The following is a 16,483-nucleotide window of genomic DNA, read 5'->3' as shown; positions in this document are numbered from 1 at the left end:
CTCCTTAATCCGTCCGGCCTGTCTCGCTATGCCGTTCGCTGTTCGTTGACGGCGAAACGGACGTGTTTCCGTTTGCGTCGGCGTTAGAACTAGTCGTACCCGTATTCTGCCCCGTTCCCGACGCAGAACTTGAAGAATCGCTTGAATTTTTGGTGTCGTTGCCATCCGAGCCCGAACCGTCACCAGAATCTGACCCCGATGACGAATTGCTGCCGGCGTTTTGAGCGTCGGCGTCGGAGATGTCAGAGGCTGTCGCCTTCTGCTCTTCCGTAAGCGAGGTAATGACCATGACCTCTTCATTGTTGGTCACATGACCGAGCGGCTCAACAACGATGGTGTAGTACAGCGCCCCCGGATTGGTTTCAACGCTCGTGACCTTGCCCAGCGGAAGTCCCTTGGGGAACACGCCACCAAGACCGCTTGCGACAACGGTATCTCCTACCTTAACCGTTTGGTCAGTACGCACCTGATTGAGCGTCAGCTGGCCTGATGCCGAACCCATCAACATGCCTTGAGCGCGGCTGGACTGCACCATAGCCGCGACGCCGGAATGCTCATCGGTAATAAGGCGCACCGTCGACGTCGTTGGACCCGCGGCGATAATCTGGCCGATAGCGGCCGAGCTGTCGGTTACCGGCATGCCAACCGCGAGGCCGGAGGTCGTACCTTTGTCGATGGTAACGGTCGAACTCCATGAATCGCTCGAACCGGAAATTACGCGCGCGCCGGTCGCCTGGAGATTGTAAGTATCGCGAAGGTCGAGAAGCCCCTGCAGCCGCTGCGCGGACGTATTGGCTTCCTCAAGCTCAGCGTTGCGGGAACGAAGCTGCTCGTTTTCCTCTTTCAGCTGCGTAAGCGTTTCCTGGCTAGCCGTAAGGTTGGAAAACACGTTGCCGATCCCTTGAAACGGCGCCGAAAAAGCCGAACCCATCAGACGAATAGGCATCGTAATAGTGGCAAAGCCGCCGCGTATCGCGGCGAAAGGTCCGCCTTCGCCCATGTGGACACCTGCGGTTAAAAGGACGGCAGAAAGTATCGTAAGGATGATAAATGTTCTGCCGCCGGTGTGCTTATTGCTATTTTCGTTGAGACTGGACGAGAAACCCCTTGTCCCGTTTGTAAGTGGCATCCTTATTAGCCTGCGCTTTGAACGAATCCACCGGAAAGCGCGTTGGCTTCAAGAACCTTGGCGCATCCCGTAACAACGTTTTCGAGCGCCGTCGGACTAACGTTGACTGGAACGCCCGTTTCCTCGCGCAGCCGCTGGTCAAGACCGCGAAGCAGACCGCCGCCGCCGGTAAGCAAAATACCGTAGTACATAAGATCTGAAGCAAGATCTGGAGGCGTCACGTCCAGCGCGTCTTTGACGGCCTTGGTAACTTCATCGAGCGGACGATCAAGCGCGCGACGAATCTCTTCCGATTCAATGCGCACGGTCTTGGGAAGCCCGCTCATGACATCGCGGCCATTGACCTCAACATCAAGCTCTTCGGCGAGCGGAGCCGCGGAACCAACCTTGATTTTAATATCTTCGGCCGTGCGCTCTCCAATTGAAAGATTGTACGCGTCACGAACATGCTCAAGAATGGTCTGATCAAACTCGTCGCCAGCGGTACGAATCGACTGAGACACCACGATGCCGCCCATGGAAATAACAGCGACCTCAGTGGTACCGCCGCCGATATCAACTACCATGGATCCGGTAGGATCTTCAATAGGAAGGTCAGCTCCGATTGCCGCCGCCATAGGCTCTTCTATGAGATACGCCTGGCGCGCTCCGGCCTGAATAGTAGCTTCAAATACCGCGCGCTTCTCGACAGATGTGACCCCTGAGGGAACACATACCACGACGCGCGGCCGCGGAGACCACGGATACTTGCGTTCGCGAGCTTTTTCAATGAAGTAGCGCAGCATGACTTCGGTCACGTCAAAGTCAGCAATGACGCCGTCTTTGAGCGGACGCTCAGCAATAATGGAGCCGGGAGTACGGCCAATCATGCGCTTCGCGTCTGCTCCGACCGCTAAAACGCGGCTCTCGCTCTTGTCGATAGCGACAACGGAAGGCTCATTGATGACAATACCCTGACCGCGCACAGCAACCAAGGTGTTTGCGGTTCCCAAATCAATTGCGAGGTCTCCGCCATATTCTCCGAAGAGCGAATCGAAGATAGACATGGTTTCCAATCATTTCTTTGGAGGCGCTGACGCCTTCCAATCCTTATCTCCAGCAACGTTATTAGTGTACCCCGCTCCCGCCCCGCGTGCACGGGGCAAAAGCGAGTTCACATCTTAGCGAGAAGAATTTTGAGACACGGCGTTGGTTACGACGTCTGAAACCTTCCAGCCGATACCATCCCTGACAAGACCCACGGTATACTCAACGCTGCTGCCATTGCTTGTGGTAACGGAAACGGTAACGGTGGATGTGGTAGCGCTCTTGTCAAGCTTGGTGATGGTAGGAGTGCCCGTAGAAGGAAGAACATCGCTGATGTCTTGAATCTTCTTATCGTCAACGCCGCTGGCAATGAACTGCTTAATGGAGCCGTTTGAGCCCTGCGTCTTCGCGGCGAAAATACCTTCGATAACGGACTGCTGCGTCGGCCATCCATAGCCTTGAGTATACGCAAATACTCCGCCGCCAACAGCAAGCGCCAAAAGGATAAGCAACGTGATAAAGACCTTAAGACCGGTATGACGGTGCTTGCGGCGAATCTTTCTCTCTTTTTTGTCTTGGGCGAGAATATCCTCTTCTGACAGGGAGAAAAAGCCCGTGTCCTCAGCGGAAGGAATGAGTTCGCCCGACTCCCCCATGGGGTCGAGAGGATCGTAGCTGCCGTATCCCGCCGCCTGCAAAAAAGCGTCTGTCTCTGACGGCTTGCGGGAGCGGATTCTTGCCACCGCGTTTTGAGCGGCCTCATAAGCCGTTCTTGCCTCGTCGCTCATCACAAAGGTTGAATCTGATGACGCGTGTGAGAAAGCGTCAACCGCTTCGGACATGCGGTTAGCGGCGACATAGGCAAGGCCAAGCTCACAGTAAACTTCAGCCTGGCTTTCAAGCGGCGTCAGGAAGTCAAGCGCCGTGCGGTAGGCCTCCACCGCGTCAACAGGACGACCCAGACCCATAAAGCACTTACCCAGACTCCGCAGGGCGCCTGACGGATTGGGGTTAGCCTCGTCAACGGCAGCGTTGCGATAAGCGATACCGGCGTTGCGCGTGTCGCCAAGCCTTTCATAGGCAGAGCCAAGCGCCAAAAAAGCCTTGTATGGCGTTGTATACGAAGCGTCTTGAACCGCCTTGGAAAGCGTGTCGATTGCCTCCTGCACGCGGCCGGCGGCCAGAAGAGCGCGTCCCCGGTTTGTGGAAAGCGCGCCTGCCTTACCGTAGGAAACATCGCTCAGAGCGCCCGCATACGCGTTGACGGCAGACTCAAACTGCCCGAGCTTCATATAAGCGTTTCCAAGAAGGTGGTCTATCTCGCCGTTTTTCTCGCCAGCCTCTTTTGCCTGGCCAAGCTGGAAGACGGCGGAAAACCAATCGCCTGCCTGGTACGCCCTCTTGCCTTGTTCATATGCTTGCTGATTCACAGTTTCCTCCAAGATACCTTTGAGCCGGAAGCTTTACGCGTTTTCAATACGGACCGAGTTCAGAACATCCCCTGCTCTGAGCTGCTCAATTACCGCTTTACCTTCAATCGTCTCTCCAAAGACGGTATAGCCTGAGTCTAAGCCATGCTGCGAACCGAGGCAAAAATAAAATTGAGATCCCGCGGAATCGGGGTGAGAAGAACGAGCCATCGCAAGAGCTCCGTCATTATGAGCATTGCAGGGGTTTGAAGAAAACTCCTCTTTGATGCGATATCCGGGGCCGCCGGTTCCAGGAAGGCCATCGGCGCCGGGGCGACCCGCCGCGACGTCTTCAGAACTCATATCGCGCGTATTGGGGTCTCCGCCCTGAATGACAAAACCCGGCACAAAGCGATGGAACTTGGTGTCGTCGTAAAACCCAGACTCAGCAAGCTCGCAAAAGTTTGCTACGTGAATGGGAGCACCGGCGCCATCAAGCTTGACCCGGATCGTGCCTTTTGACGTAGTGAAAACGGCAATCTCAGTACCGGTGACCTCGCGTTCTGGCGTATAAAGCGGATCAAGTCCAAAGCTCATGCTATGCCCTCCTGCCTCCCGCGCCAAAGCGGGAATAACGTATAACTCTGTAATTTTAGCAGTAACACGCAGTTTTCATAGTTTCAGCAGACAAACGGTAGCTCCTACTGCTTCTTCGTAGGCTTCCACGCGTCGTAGTTCTTTTCAAAAAGCTGCTGGTATTCGCTTTTGCCCGAAGAATCGCGCATGCTGTCAACGGGGTCTAAAATATGCTCTTTTTCGGCAGACGGATTCTTGGAGTCAAGCGAGCGACTCCAGCCTTCACTCAGCGCGTCAGAGCGGTTTCGCAGCCAATTTCCCAACGTGGAAAGATTGTCAAGCTGTGTTCGGTAGGCTCCATCGGCATCATCAAGGTTAGAGAGGTCCGAAACGACATTGCTGATTTCAAGGGCAATCTGTTTAGCGTCCTCAGCCGCCGCTTCACGCTCTTCTCGCGACCCGCTGATAGCGATGGTGTCAAATGACGTTTCATTATCGTTCAGACGCTTTTCAAGATCGGCAAGCTTCTCGTAGTCCGCCTCCATCGCCTGAAACGAAGGATCCCCATTGGTTGAAGGCGTATTGGATTCGTCTTCGTCCTGGCCTTTGAGTTTCTCAACGGTTCCCGGAAAGCCTTGCTTTGAAAGATCAATGCCTTGAGTGGCGCGCTCATCGTTGGCCGTAGGATTCCAGGGATGCGTGATATAAAGCACCAATCCACCCATAAAAACCAAGGCTAGCAATGCCGTCACTACAACCACGCGCATACGGGGCATGCCTTCTGCGCGACTAGTCTCCTCGTCGTGGACGGGCTCGGAAGGGATTGCGCTTTCAAAGCGGGGTGCGGGTCGGCGCTCATCGAGTGTGAACACCGCGGTGGAATCCGAATCGATTGTGTCTGTGCCGGCAGAGTGCGCGTCTTGCGCGGATTGCGCGACGGCACCTGATAGCGCGGTGGTTTGCTCGTCACTGGGCACATCAGAATTGAGTGTTGCCGCGGACCTACGCTGACGAGACGCGGATTCTTCCCCAATTTCGGGAAGTCTGATATCTCGAACAGGCCTGATTGGCGTCGCAGAAACGCCTCTTTTGGCATGCCTGGGAAGGGGCACGCCGCACTTCGGACAGACTGACATGCTTTTTTCCACAAGAGCTCCGCAGTGGGGGCACCAATGCGCGTCAGCCACAGGAATACGTTGCGTCACGCCAAGATCCGCATGACAATGCGGGCATGTAGGCGTTCCCTCAGGAACAATCGCTCCACATCTTTGACAGCGCATGCGTATATCCCTTCCTTAATGTCCTGCAGCCATCTTACTCTTCACGCGAGCCTTGCGAGCGCTCATTGTCGCCCTCACTAAAAACGCGGACGAATGCCGAGAAGACCCGGCTCTCCTTGCTGTGATCATGAAGAAAAACGTAGAGCCTGTTGAAAATTACGATTGACACAAACAGCGCAGGTACAAGAAGGATACACATATCACTTGATATGGCCGATATCTTAAAGAAGGATCTGAAGAGCGTGCATCCAAGCGTGACGATAAGAACGACAGACGCGAGGAGCGCCCTGCGAAGCGCGTTAAGCGGCAAAGAGATACGCCGTATGAGAGCGATTCCAATGATTCCCGTCACCACTAAGCAGATGGTGGACATCTCCGCAACGCTCAGATGAAGCAGGCGGCCGCTCGTCAAAATCAACGCCAACGATACGGTAATGGCTGCTGACGCCGGCAACGAGCGCTCCAGAACATTTGCCAGGAAGTTGCCGGTAATGCGCTCGTGATTGACCTCAAGGGCCAGCACAAACGATGGGAGTCCAACCGTCGCGAAAGAGAGCAACGACATCTGAATAGGAATGAAGGGATACGGCGGCATGATGATGCAAAAAAGCGCCAGAGCCGCAGTATACACGGTCTTAACCAGAAAGAGCGCCGCTGAGCGCTGGAGGTTGTTGATGGAGCGCCGCCCCTCAGCAACAACTTCGGGCATATGGGCAAAGTCATTGTCTGCCAACACGATCTCGGAGACATTGCGCGCTGCGGCAGATCCTGAGGCCATCGAAACTGAACAATCCGCCTCACGGAGTGCCAAAATGTCATTCACGCCATCTCCGGTCATAGCAACTGTGTGGCCCTGCGCCTGGAGCGCCTGCACCAAAAGACGCTTTTGTTGAGGCGTCACACGGCCAAAAACGCGGCATGTTTTTGAAGCTTTGGCAATATCACTCTCGTCTGCAAGCGTTGTCGCGTCAACCCAGTGTTTTGCCCCAGGAATTCCTGCACGCGCGGCGATAGCCGCAACGGTACGCGGATCGTCTCCTGAAATAACACGCAGGTCAACACCTTGATCAAGAAAATAGCGAATCGTTTCAGGAGCGGTGCTTCTAATCTGGTCTCGAATACCTACAAAGCCGAGAAGCTTTACCTCACCTTGCAGGGCGTCATTGTCGTCAAAGCCCTCAACCCTGCAAATTACCAGTACGCGTTCAAGTTCTCCAAAGATTTCCGATGCAAGCGCACGCTCGGCAACACCCGCGCCGACTACAAACTGAGCGGCTCCCATCACATAGGCGACTCCCGCTTCGGTGACACATCCGGAGTACTTTCGAGCCGACGTAAAGGGAATGGCGCGAGAAGTACGCGGAGGCTCGATTGATTCTTTTTTGAGATACGAAAGAATGGCACGAGCCGTATCGTTTGCATCGTGCTCATTGGCACAGACAATGGCCGCAAGGGCGCCGATTACCTCTGACGTATCCGCTTCTATATCCAGGCTGTCGGCCACTACATGCGCGACTTCCATCTCTCCTGTAGTGATGGTGCCTGTCTTATCAAGACAAAGCGTATCGACGCGAGCAAGCGTCTCCACACAATACGTCTGCTGGACCAGTACGTTTTTAACAGCGAGACGCGCCGTTGCAATAGCTAAAACAGACGATGTCAGCAACACCAATCCCTGCGGAATCATGCCAATGACCGCCGCGACCGAAGAAAGAATCGCGGCGTTGAGGTCGGACGGCGCGTGAAAATAGCTGCGCAAAAACAGACCGATTCCCAAAGGAATAAGCGCGAAAGTACCTGCGCGAATAATCGAATTGATCGTCGCCTTTATCTCTGAATTAACCGGCTTGACGTACTTCGCCTCAGCATTGATGCGGGCGGCGTAGCCGTCCTGACCAACGCGCGTAACACGGCCCACCAAACTGCCCAGGTCAATGAAGCTTCCGCTCAGCAATTCACTTCCGACGCTCTTCTCGACAGGCTCGCTTTCGCCGGTCAGAAGGCTCTCGTCAGCGGTTACGGATCCTTGGACGACTTCGCAGTCCGCGGGCACCTGATCTCCCGTGCGAAGACGGATCAGATCATCGACTACCAGCACTGAAGGCAAAACCTCCGTGTCCTTACCGTCGCGAATAACCGTCACGTTTTTGGCTGTCAGGATGGTAAGACGGTCCACCATACGCTTCGCACGGATCTCCTGGATCACGCCAATAAGCAGGTTAGCCCCGACGACCGCCATAAACAGCACATTACGCAGCTCTCCGGTAAAAAGCACCAGGACAGCCATCGCGATGTTGACGATGTTAAAAAGCGTCAGAGCGTTATCTTTGATGATGGAAGAAATGGACTTTGTCGTTACGTCCGTATTGGCATTGACGCGGCCGTCGGCAACACGTTCGGCTACCTCCGCCGAACTCAATCCTCGTAGCGCAGACGTCTCCCGCACGCCTGAAGTGTCTCTCATAGTTCTCCACAACTGGCACATATCTCAAGCGTACACATGCCACAAGCCGATGTATTCGCCGGCGCAAACAGGGCAGCATACCGTCACGTTATACCTGGTGACCCCGGTGGGGCTCGAACCCACGACCTTTTGCTCCGGAGGCAAACGCTCTCATCCACTGAGCTACGGGGCCATAGTTGGTAAGTATAACGAGCAAGCATAGGCAAATTCAAGTTCAAAATTCAGAGAAGGAAGATATCGGTCATGTTATAGACTCAAAGCGTCCCGTGATTTCCGCGCCCGAACACCGACAACTACGTCCTAGCACCGAGAGCCGTGTTCGGACACCAAGCACTCATAGTTTGAAAGAGGCATGCATGCGCGCCATTTTGACAAGCCGAGAATCACATCCGGCAGATACCTGCATTGACGTCGGATACGGGGTCAAAATCGGAGGCGGAAACTTTGCCGTCATAGCAGGACCATGCTCGGTTGAGGGAGAAAGTCTCCTCTCGCTTGCCCATGATGTGCGTCTTGCCGGAGCAACCATGCTGCGCGGAGGCGCTTTTAAGCCACGCACGAGCCCCTATGACTTTCAGGGTCTGGGCACACGCGCGCTTGAACTGCTGATGGAAGCCTCACACCAAGAACATATACCCATAGTGGTCGAGCTTACCCAGGAGGCGCTTCTCGACACATACCTTGAGCTTGGCGTTCATGTCATTCAGATTGGCGCCCGCAACGCACAGAACTTCTCGCTTCTGAAAGCTGTCGGTAAAACGCAAACTCCCGTGCTGCTCAAGCGCGGGATGGGCAGCACCATCGAAGAGCTTCTGCTTGCCGCCGAATACATCATGCGTGAGGGAAACCGCAAGGTTCTCGTCTGTGAGCGGGGCATCAGGACATTTGAAGACTCCACGCGCTACACCTTTGATGTCAGCGCGATTCCCGTGGTCAAACACGATTCCCACCTGCCGATTATCGCCGATCCAAGCCATGCCGCCGGAACTGCCGCCTACGTCGCAGACCTCGCCTGCGCCGCCGTTGCCGCAGGCGCCGACGGTCTGGAAATCGAGGTCCACGCTGATCCTCCTCATGCTTTGTCCGATGGTGAACAGGCGCTTACGCCCGCAGAGTTTTCTCAGCTTATGCAGCGCGTTCGCTCCATCAGGGAGGCGCTTTGTGGATAGAGCTTCCAACACCATCTGCCTTGACGTCCGCACCCCTTCCGCATCATATGAAGTGGTCGTTGGCGCCGGCTTGATTGAAGACGCGGGCAAAAAGCTCAGATCGTTGTTTCCCGCAGAGACGCGTCTGCATCTTGTAAGCGATACCAATGTCTGGCCGCTCTATGGCGAGAAGCTCCTGAGCTCGCTTGGCACCGCTGGATTTGCAGCAATGTCATACACCGTCATTCCTGCCGGAGAGCATTCCAAGAGCGTTTCTTGCCTCTCACATCTGTGGGACGAATGCGCCCGTCATGGTCTGACAAGACACGACTGCATAATCGCGCTCGGCGGAGGTGTCGTGTGCGACCTTGCCGGATTTGCCGCCGCCACCTATCTTCGCGGCTGCCATGTCGTGCACATACCAACCACGCTCCTTGCGATGGTCGACGCGTCAGTCGGCGGAAAATGCGCCATCGACCTGCCGGCCGGCAAAAATCTTGCGGGAGCGTTTTTTCAACCGGACAGCGTCCTTATCGATGTCGCAACTCTGAAAACGCTTCCTTCAAAAGAATTTCAAAGCGGTTGTGCAGAAATAATCAAGCATACGGTACTTGCGGACGCGGCGCTCTTTTCGCTTTTGGAGACAGGACCGGCTGACAAGACGAGCCTCTTGGCCCCCGATGCACAGACGCTTGTCAAACTCATCGCCGCAAACATCCGTATCAAGCGCGCTTTTGTCGCTGCCGATGAAACAGATGCAGGCAGGCGGCACATGCTCAACCTTGGCCATACAATCGGCCATGCGATTGAAGCTGCAAGCGACTGTACGCTGAGCCATGGCGCGTGCGTTGCGGCGGGTCTTTGCTGCCTCATGCGTGGAGCGTCAGATCCTCATGTGCATCTTGCCAGCGCTCAAGACGCCAAACGGATAGAAGCGCTTGTCTCTCGTTTCGGATTGCCTGTCGACACGACCTTTACGCGAGAAACCCTCATGGACTACGTCTGGCGCGATAAGAAAAGACGTGGATCTTCCATCAATGTCGTCATCCCGACAAAAATCGGTTCTGCAGATATCGTTTCGCTTTCACAGGATGAAATGCGTACTATTATCGAGTACGGATGTGGCACAGGAGGAACAGCGTGTTAGCGACAATCACCCCGCATGAACTTTTTGGAACCGTCAGCGCGGTAGCTTCAAAGTCTGAGGCTCATCGCGTCTTCATCTGCGCGGCCTGCGCCGACACCGTCACGGACATCGACTGCAACGCTTCGTCAAAAGATATTGACGCAACTATCGCCTGCCTGGAAGCTTTGGGCGCTCACTTTACCAGAACCGTCAGAGGCTACCGTGTATCCCCCATCAAACAGCCCAAGCACACGTTCTTTCAGCTTAAGAAAATCGAGCTGCCCTGCGGTGAGTCAGGCTCAACGCTCCGTTTTCTGCTTCCTGTGGCAGGAGCCTTGGGGCGCAAAGTTGAATTCCACGCTGAAGGAATGCTCGTGCAGCGCCCACTCGCGCCGCTCTATGGCCAGCTCACAGAGCACGGAGTTCGCCTTTCTCCTGAAGGCGCCTATCCCCTTGCTCTTTCGGGCCGTCTTTCAGGCGGACGTTTTGTGTTGCCGGGCAATATTTCATCACAATTTGTCAGCGGGCTTCTTATGGCCGCTCCCCTTATGGAGCAGGACCTCGAGGTATTTGTCGCCACGCCCGTCGAATCAGCCCCTTATGTGGACCTGACTATTAAGACGCTAGCTGATTTTGGCGTTGGTGTCGAAACAACATATCTGGTTGAAGCTGGCAAAGAGTACGCACGGTTCTACGTGTCAGGCAACGTCAGCTACAAGACTCCAGGTCAACTTGAGATTGAGGGTGACTGGTCCAACGCCGCCTTTTGGCTTACCGCAGGAGCCCTCGGTAACGGCATCGAGGTCACAAACCTTGCTATGCAGAGTGCGCAAGGTGACAGAGCTATACTTGCAGCCCTTTCGCTTATAGGAGCGCGCGTGTCCCGGCACGGCAATAACGCGGCCGCAAGCTTCGATCACCTGCGGTCTATTCAGCTTAACGTGTCGGATACGCCTGATCTAGTGCCGCCACTCGCAGTAGCTGCAGCTTTCGCGCGCGGCTCAACCGTCTTTACCCACGCGAAAAGGCTCTGCCTCAAGGAGTCTGACCGTCTTGCAACAATAGCCAACGCCCTCAACGCGCTTGGTGGACAGGCGTCCGTACAAGATGGCGCTTTGCACGTCGAAGGTATGGAAGGCCTTGACGGCGGAGAGGTGAGCGGATCTTCTGACCATCGCATCGTGATGATGGCAGCCATCGCCGCAGCCTACGCCGATGGTCCGACTACCATTACCAACGCGGAAGCGGTGGCAAAGTCCTACCCTACCTTCTTTGAGGATTTTCGCTCTCTCGGCGGCATTGTCGAGCTGAGCGATGGGCTCGCATAGACAGGACAGATTATGCCTTCGTCATTTGGAACCACGCTTACCGTTACCGTCTTTGGCCAATCTCATTCAGAGGCAATCGGCTGCGTCATCGACGGACTTCCTTCAGGCCTTACGATTGATCAAGACGCCCTCGCAACTTTCTCCGCCCGACGCGCGCCCGGACGCATGCCGTGGGACACTCCCCGCCTCGAATCCGATTCCTTTCGCGTGCTCTCGGGACTTACCTCAAAAAGTGTCACCTGCGGCGCTCCAATTGCCCTTCTCATTGAAAACTCCGATGCGCGTTCCTCTGACTATGACCGGACAAACAGCGTTTTTCGCCCGGGTCATGCGGACTTTAGCGCCTGGAAAAAATGGCACGGACGGCAGGACGCTTATGGAGGCGGTCAGTTTTCGGGGCGCCTCACCGCTCCGCTTTGCCTCGCCGGCGGTATAGCGCTTCAAGCGCTTGAGCACCAGGGCACCCAGATTGCCGCTCATGTACAATCAGCCGCCGGCATCGCCGATGAGCCCTTTGACGCGTTCAGTAACAACTCTCAAGCTCAAGTTCACCTTGAACATCAGATTGCAGCCCTTCATGACGGCCGCATCATTTCCACCATCAACCAAGAAGCTGGCGAGAAGCTCACCGCTGCTCTTATGGAGATTCGCGCTGAAGGTGATACCATAGGCGGTCTTGTCGAATGTGTTGCGACGGGCTTTCCGGCAGGAGTGGGCTCGCCGTTATTTGACGGACTTGAAAGTCGCATCTCTCAGGCAATTTTTAGCATTCCCGCGGTCAAAGGTATAGAGTTTGGCCTGGGCTTTCGGGTATCTGAGGCACGGGGCAGCTTCAACAATGATCCTTATGAGATACGCAATGGTCAGCCTCAGCCCGCAACAAACAACGCAGGCGGCATCCTTGGCGGCATATCCACCGGCGCGCCGCTCTTGTTCTCTTGCGTTTTTAAGCCTGTGCCGAGCATCTCTTTGCCTCAACAATCAGTAGATTATACAAGCAACGAAGAAACAACTCTGCAGGTACACGGTCGTCACGATACTTGCGTTGCTTTGCGAGCCGTTCCCGTTGTGGAAGGAATGACCGCTCTGGTACTTCTTGACGCCCTGCTTTCCTATCCGGCAGAGCCAAAGCGTAATCCCTATGAGGAGTAAGCAGCTATGACAGATGTCTCCTATCCGCACAACCTCACCAGCCTCAATGAACTGCGCGCCCAAATTGACGTTATTGACGCTCAGATCTTGGACCTGTTTGTCAGACGCGCCGCCGTTGCTACGGAAATAGGCCTGTATAAACGCACGCGAGGGCTTCCTATAGTCGACCATGACCGCGAACAGCAGAAATTGGATCTCGCAGAGGCTTCTGTTCCCGAACATCTCAAAGCGTCAACAGCCTCTTTGATGCGCGTACTCATGGGTACTGCAAAGTCTCAGGAGAAAACGCCCGATGCCTGAGTCTTCTATCACGTACGGACTTCTTGGACAAAAGCTCGGTCACAGCTGGTCTCCGCAGATTCATCGCATGCTCGGGTCGGCACCCTATGAGCTCATAGAAGCGGCTCCTCAAGATGTAGCGAGCATACTCGCGTGCGACACTTGGAGCGGTCTCAATGTAACCATCCCCTACAAGCGACAAGCACTTCTCGCCGCGGACACAGCAAGCAACGCCGCACGGGCGATTGGAGCCGCAAACACCCTTATTAGGCTCAAGCGAGATGGCTCAATCTACGCGGATAACACCGATGCGGCGGGCTTTCTCTGGCTGCTGGAACGCTTTTCACAACGTCAGAACAATCTCTCAGCGTGCGCGTATATCAGGGGCAAAAAAGTGCTGGTGCTTGGCGCTCAGGGAGGTGCCGGGCGGGCGGTCTGCTACGCGCTTCAATCCCTAGGTGCACATAGTATCGGCGTTAGCCGCACAGAAGAGAGCTTCCATCACAACCTTTGTTCTCTCTGGATACCGTACGGCCGAATCAAAGACCACAGCGACGCTGCCTTAATTGTCAACTGCACGCCTGTAGGCATGTATCCCAACTGTCCGAAAAGTCCGCTAGCGCCGCAGACACTTGACGGTTTTACACAACTTAAAGGCGTCATCGACGTAATCTATAACCCGCTCAGAAGCGCTTTGCTACTTGCGGCTCTGAAGCGTGGTATTCCCGCTGAAAACGGTCTTGGTATGTTGGTTGCCCAGGCCTGCGCGGCAAGCAGGCTTTTTCTTACGGGTGAGCCGGTGTCCTCTTCTCTTTCTCCTGTCGATTTCATGACGGCCGCCGATTCTATAACGATTGAGGCAATCGAGCAAAGGCTCGTACAGCACCTGCAAAACATTGTACTTATCGGCATGCCCGGAGTCGGCAAAACAAGCGCGGGACAACAACTCGCACGGCTATGTGAGCGTCCCTTTGTTGACATCGACGCCGCTGTTCAAGCCTCAACAGGAAAAACGCCAGCACAGATCATACGCGAATCCGGCGAAGAGGCCTTTCGCGCCGCTGAATCAGCCGCGGTCAAAGCAGCTGGCCTTGGCTCAGGCCACATCATCGCCTGCGGCGGCGGTACTGTGGTTACAAGCGTCAATTACGAGGCGCTCAAGCAAAACGGTCACCTGGTGTTTCTCGACCGTCCGATTCACACACTGGACACAAAAAACCGACCTCTTACCGCAGCTCAGGGACTTGAGTCCATTGCGCGAGCACGCATGCCGCTCTATCTCAGCTGGGCCGACACGCTCTTTGCCTGTACGGGTTCTCCGGCGACAGACGCCGCGGCGCTCAAAACACTCTTCTCTCTGTAGATCTTTTCTCTATAAACCTTTTTCTGTAGCTCTTCTCTCTGACTCACCATCTTCAGACAGCCCGCCGCTTGCGGATAGCTTCAAGCCTTTCACCTCATATATTGTTCCGTCCACCGAACCGCAAAAGGATACGGGCGTTTCGAGTTCTTCTCGCCGTATACTCTGTGGACGTGGGAGGTCTCTCGCAAAAAATTCCGTATTCGATGCAGGCACGATGGATTTGTTGGGGTCCATCTCAGAAAGGGTACACGATGAATACTCAACAGGTTGCAGAAAACGTTCTTTTTGCTGTCGGAGGCTCTGACAATCTTGTCGACAATGAAGTCTGCATGACGCGCCTGCGTCTGACCGTCAACAATCCCGCGCTCATCGACCATGAGAAGCTCGCGGGCCTGCAGGGCGTGCTTGGCATCGTTGGCCGCGGCGCCAACGGTATCGAAGTCGTCTTTGGACCTAACGTAGCCAGCCAGGTTAATGCTTCCCTAGACGTCTGCTGCAACCACGCCAATCTCTCAGCGAAAATCACGCCAGATGCATCCTTATCCCCTCTCTCAGATGACGAGAATGACGTCGAACAGCTCATTTCTCTTTTGCGCGACGCCGATCTGTCCGCCGATGATCTGTCCCATACCGGCACCTTTAACGTCGATTCCGAGGTAGCCGAGGAGCCGGAGCAAGAAGAAATTGGACCACGCCTTCTGGTAATTAACGGGCCAAACATCAATATGCTGGGCATTCGCGAGCCGGAACTCTACGGAAAACAGGACTATCGCGCGCTCATTAGAATCTGCAAAGAGGAAGCAACGGCTCAAGGCTTTGTCGACTGCGTTTGCTATCAGTCAAACTACGAGGGAGATTTAATCAGCGCTATTCAAGATGCGCTTGGTGCCTATGACGCCATCCTCATCAATCCCGCCGCGTATACTCATACGTCAATCGCCTTGCTTGACGCCGCGAAAGCGGTACAGATTCCCATGGTGGAAGTTCACCTCACCGACATTACCGAGCGAGAAGAATATCGTCGCGTTTCTTATCTGCGCGATGCTTGCATTGCGCTATGCTGCGGCAAAGGATTTGACAGCTATCGGGAGGGCATCGCTATCCTTGCCGAGCGCGTCAAGGAAGCCTGCTGAATCAATTTATCCGAAGAGGCACGGAACTAGTGCTGCCTGAAGAGGCGTGCGGGACAGAGGCACGCGGAACGGCTGCTACTTGCAGTGCCAGGCTATCGACAATGCCAGACGCGCTGATCGGTCACAACCATATCAACGGCAATGTCATGACTTTCATGCGGAAGCTCATTGCAGCTCAGCTGACGCGTACGAGCAAGCGCTATCTTCTGCCCGGGATAAAATGCCAAAAAACGGTCGTAGTAACCAGCGCCGTAGCCGATGCGGTTACCTTCTCCGTCAAAGATAAGACCCGGCACCAAGCAAATTGAGCCCACGAGCTCCGATGCCTGCAGCGCTGGCACTGAAGCGTCAGGTTCGAGAATGCCGAACGAGGTGGTATGGAGCTCTTCCAAAGAGGAAATCTCTACAAACTCAAGGCCCTTCTCGGCAGTGCGGCGAGGAACGGCAACACGCTTACTCTCACAAAAAGCGTCCTCAATAACAGCTCGCGTATCAACTTCCGAGCCTATAGAAACATAGGTAAGCACAAGGTCAGCGTCTTGATAGTCGGGAGCCGCCTGCAAATTGGCCAGGATGCGCGCGTCCAATGTAGCGCAGACACGCTCAGGCGCGGCATCGCGAACAATCTGCTGTCCTTTACGGAGCGCAGTCTTTCCCGCATCTGTTCCACATGTGCTGCCCATGTCACCAACCTTTGTTTGCAATAGCGCTTAGTGGCTATAGCGTATCACTTTTAGCTTTGGCTTCTTCCCGCACTCTTCGCACAGATTGCAAAAAACCAAATGCCTACAATCAATCCTCGCAACCGCTTTATCTCCTGCAATTTCGTACCAATCCATCCTCTGTAAGCACGCTCGAAAAAACCCAAAATGTGGTAAGAATGCACTTGCATCACACACTATATGGGGTAAAGTTAAAAGCCGACCAAGTGTTTCGCTAATCGCTTCTCCGCTGCACTCAAACGCACCGAAGCAGTTACCGCACACACCTACCCAGTGGTCTGAAAAACGAACGTTGTAGTAATTGCTGGAGGCGGTAGGAAAGAGGAGTTCCCACCCATGCGTCTCCGG

General features: G+C 54.8%; 14 protein-coding genes and 1 tRNA gene. 7 read left to right on the top strand and 8 right to left on the bottom strand.

Annotated features, from left to right (window positions below; translation table 11 throughout):
- Window positions 1–4: 4 nt before the first annotated feature.
- The 7 genes from mreC to HMPREF1527_RS01500 all read right to left on the bottom strand — a co-directional run bounded on the left by mreC (window position 5) and on the right by HMPREF1527_RS01500 (window position 8,056).
- Window positions 5–1,129: a rod shape-determining protein MreC gene (mreC, locus tag HMPREF1527_RS01530; RefSeq protein WP_016476942.1), complete on the bottom strand. Its 1,125-nt coding sequence runs from the start codon at window positions 1,127–1,129 to the stop codon at window positions 5–7.
- Window positions 1,130–1,134: 5 nt separating this feature from the next.
- Window positions 1,135–2,175 (bottom strand): rod shape-determining protein, encoded by a 1,041-nt coding sequence (locus HMPREF1527_RS01525; RefSeq protein WP_016476941.1) that lies wholly within the window; start codon window positions 2,173–2,175, stop codon window positions 1,135–1,137.
- A gap of 114 nt (window positions 2,176–2,289) precedes the next feature.
- Window positions 2,290–3,585, bottom strand: coding sequence for a tetratricopeptide repeat protein (locus tag HMPREF1527_RS01520; RefSeq protein WP_016476940.1), 1,296 nt, complete (start codon window positions 3,583–3,585; stop codon window positions 2,290–2,292).
- Between the two features lie 33 nt (window positions 3,586–3,618).
- Window positions 3,619–4,161, bottom strand: a complete 543-nt coding sequence (locus HMPREF1527_RS01515) for a peptidylprolyl isomerase (protein WP_016476939.1) — start codon at window positions 4,159–4,161, stop codon at window positions 3,619–3,621.
- Between the two features lie 104 nt (window positions 4,162–4,265).
- Window positions 4,266–5,420: a zinc ribbon domain-containing protein gene (locus HMPREF1527_RS01510; RefSeq protein WP_016476938.1), complete on the bottom strand. Its 1,155-nt coding sequence runs from the start codon at window positions 5,418–5,420 to the stop codon at window positions 4,266–4,268.
- A gap of 34 nt (window positions 5,421–5,454) precedes the next feature.
- Window positions 5,455–7,884 carry an HAD-IC family P-type ATPase gene (locus HMPREF1527_RS01505; RefSeq protein WP_016476937.1) on the bottom strand — a complete coding sequence of 810 codons (2,430 nt, stop codon included), beginning with the start codon at window positions 7,882–7,884 and terminating at the stop codon, window positions 5,455–5,457.
- A 95-nt stretch (window positions 7,885–7,979) separates the two neighbouring features.
- Window positions 7,980–8,056, bottom strand: a tRNA-Arg gene (locus HMPREF1527_RS01500).
- A 4-nt stretch (window positions 8,057–8,060) separates the two neighbouring features.
- Between HMPREF1527_RS01500 and aroF the strand changes: the two genes are divergently transcribed.
- From aroF to HMPREF1527_RS01465, 7 genes are all read left to right on the top strand, one after another.
- Window positions 8,061–9,053 (top strand): 3-deoxy-7-phosphoheptulonate synthase, encoded by a 993-nt coding sequence (gene aroF / locus HMPREF1527_RS01495; protein WP_084594818.1) that lies wholly within the window; start codon window positions 8,061–8,063, stop codon window positions 9,051–9,053.
- A complete protein-coding gene (aroB, locus tag HMPREF1527_RS01490) occupies window positions 9,046–10,179 on the top strand; it encodes a 3-dehydroquinate synthase (RefSeq protein ID WP_016476935.1) in 1,134 nt (377 codons plus the stop codon). The genes aroF and aroB overlap by 8 nt, the downstream gene beginning before the upstream one ends.
- On the top strand, window positions 10,173–11,486 hold the full coding sequence (gene aroA / locus HMPREF1527_RS01485; RefSeq protein WP_016476934.1) for a 3-phosphoshikimate 1-carboxyvinyltransferase: 1,314 nt from the start codon (window positions 10,173–10,175) through the stop codon (window positions 11,484–11,486). Before aroB ends, aroA begins: the two co-directional genes overlap by 7 nt.
- 12 nt (window positions 11,487–11,498) lie before the next feature.
- On the top strand, window positions 11,499–12,638 hold the full coding sequence (gene aroC / locus HMPREF1527_RS01480; protein ID WP_016476933.1) for a chorismate synthase: 1,140 nt from the start codon (window positions 11,499–11,501) through the stop codon (window positions 12,636–12,638).
- 6 nt (window positions 12,639–12,644) lie between these two features.
- Complete coding sequence (locus HMPREF1527_RS01475; protein ID WP_016476932.1) at window positions 12,645–12,938, top strand: chorismate mutase; 294 nt, start codon at window positions 12,645–12,647, stop codon at window positions 12,936–12,938.
- Complete coding sequence (locus HMPREF1527_RS01470; RefSeq protein ID WP_016476931.1) at window positions 12,931–14,280, top strand: shikimate kinase; 1,350 nt, start codon at window positions 12,931–12,933, stop codon at window positions 14,278–14,280. Before HMPREF1527_RS01475 ends, HMPREF1527_RS01470 begins: the two co-directional genes overlap by 8 nt.
- Before the next feature lie 251 nt (window positions 14,281–14,531).
- Entirely contained in the window at window positions 14,532–15,413 is an 882-nt protein-coding gene (locus HMPREF1527_RS01465) for a type II 3-dehydroquinate dehydratase (RefSeq protein WP_016476930.1), read from the top strand.
- A gap of 92 nt (window positions 15,414–15,505) precedes the next feature.
- Here the strand turns inward: HMPREF1527_RS01465 and HMPREF1527_RS01460 are convergent, their stop codons facing one another.
- Window positions 15,506–16,096 (bottom strand): 5-formyltetrahydrofolate cyclo-ligase, encoded by a 591-nt coding sequence (locus HMPREF1527_RS01460; RefSeq protein ID WP_016476929.1) that lies wholly within the window; start codon window positions 16,094–16,096, stop codon window positions 15,506–15,508.
- Window positions 16,097–16,483: the final 387 nt, after the last annotated feature.

The sequence above is a fragment of the Atopobium sp. oral taxon 199 str. F0494 genome (assembly GCF_000411555.1).
In the GTDB taxonomy this organism is placed as follows: Bacteria; Actinomycetota; Coriobacteriia; order Coriobacteriales; family Atopobiaceae; genus Lancefieldella.
Note: the sequence above shows the minus strand (reverse complement) of the source record. Positions and strands in the feature narration are given on the sequence as shown.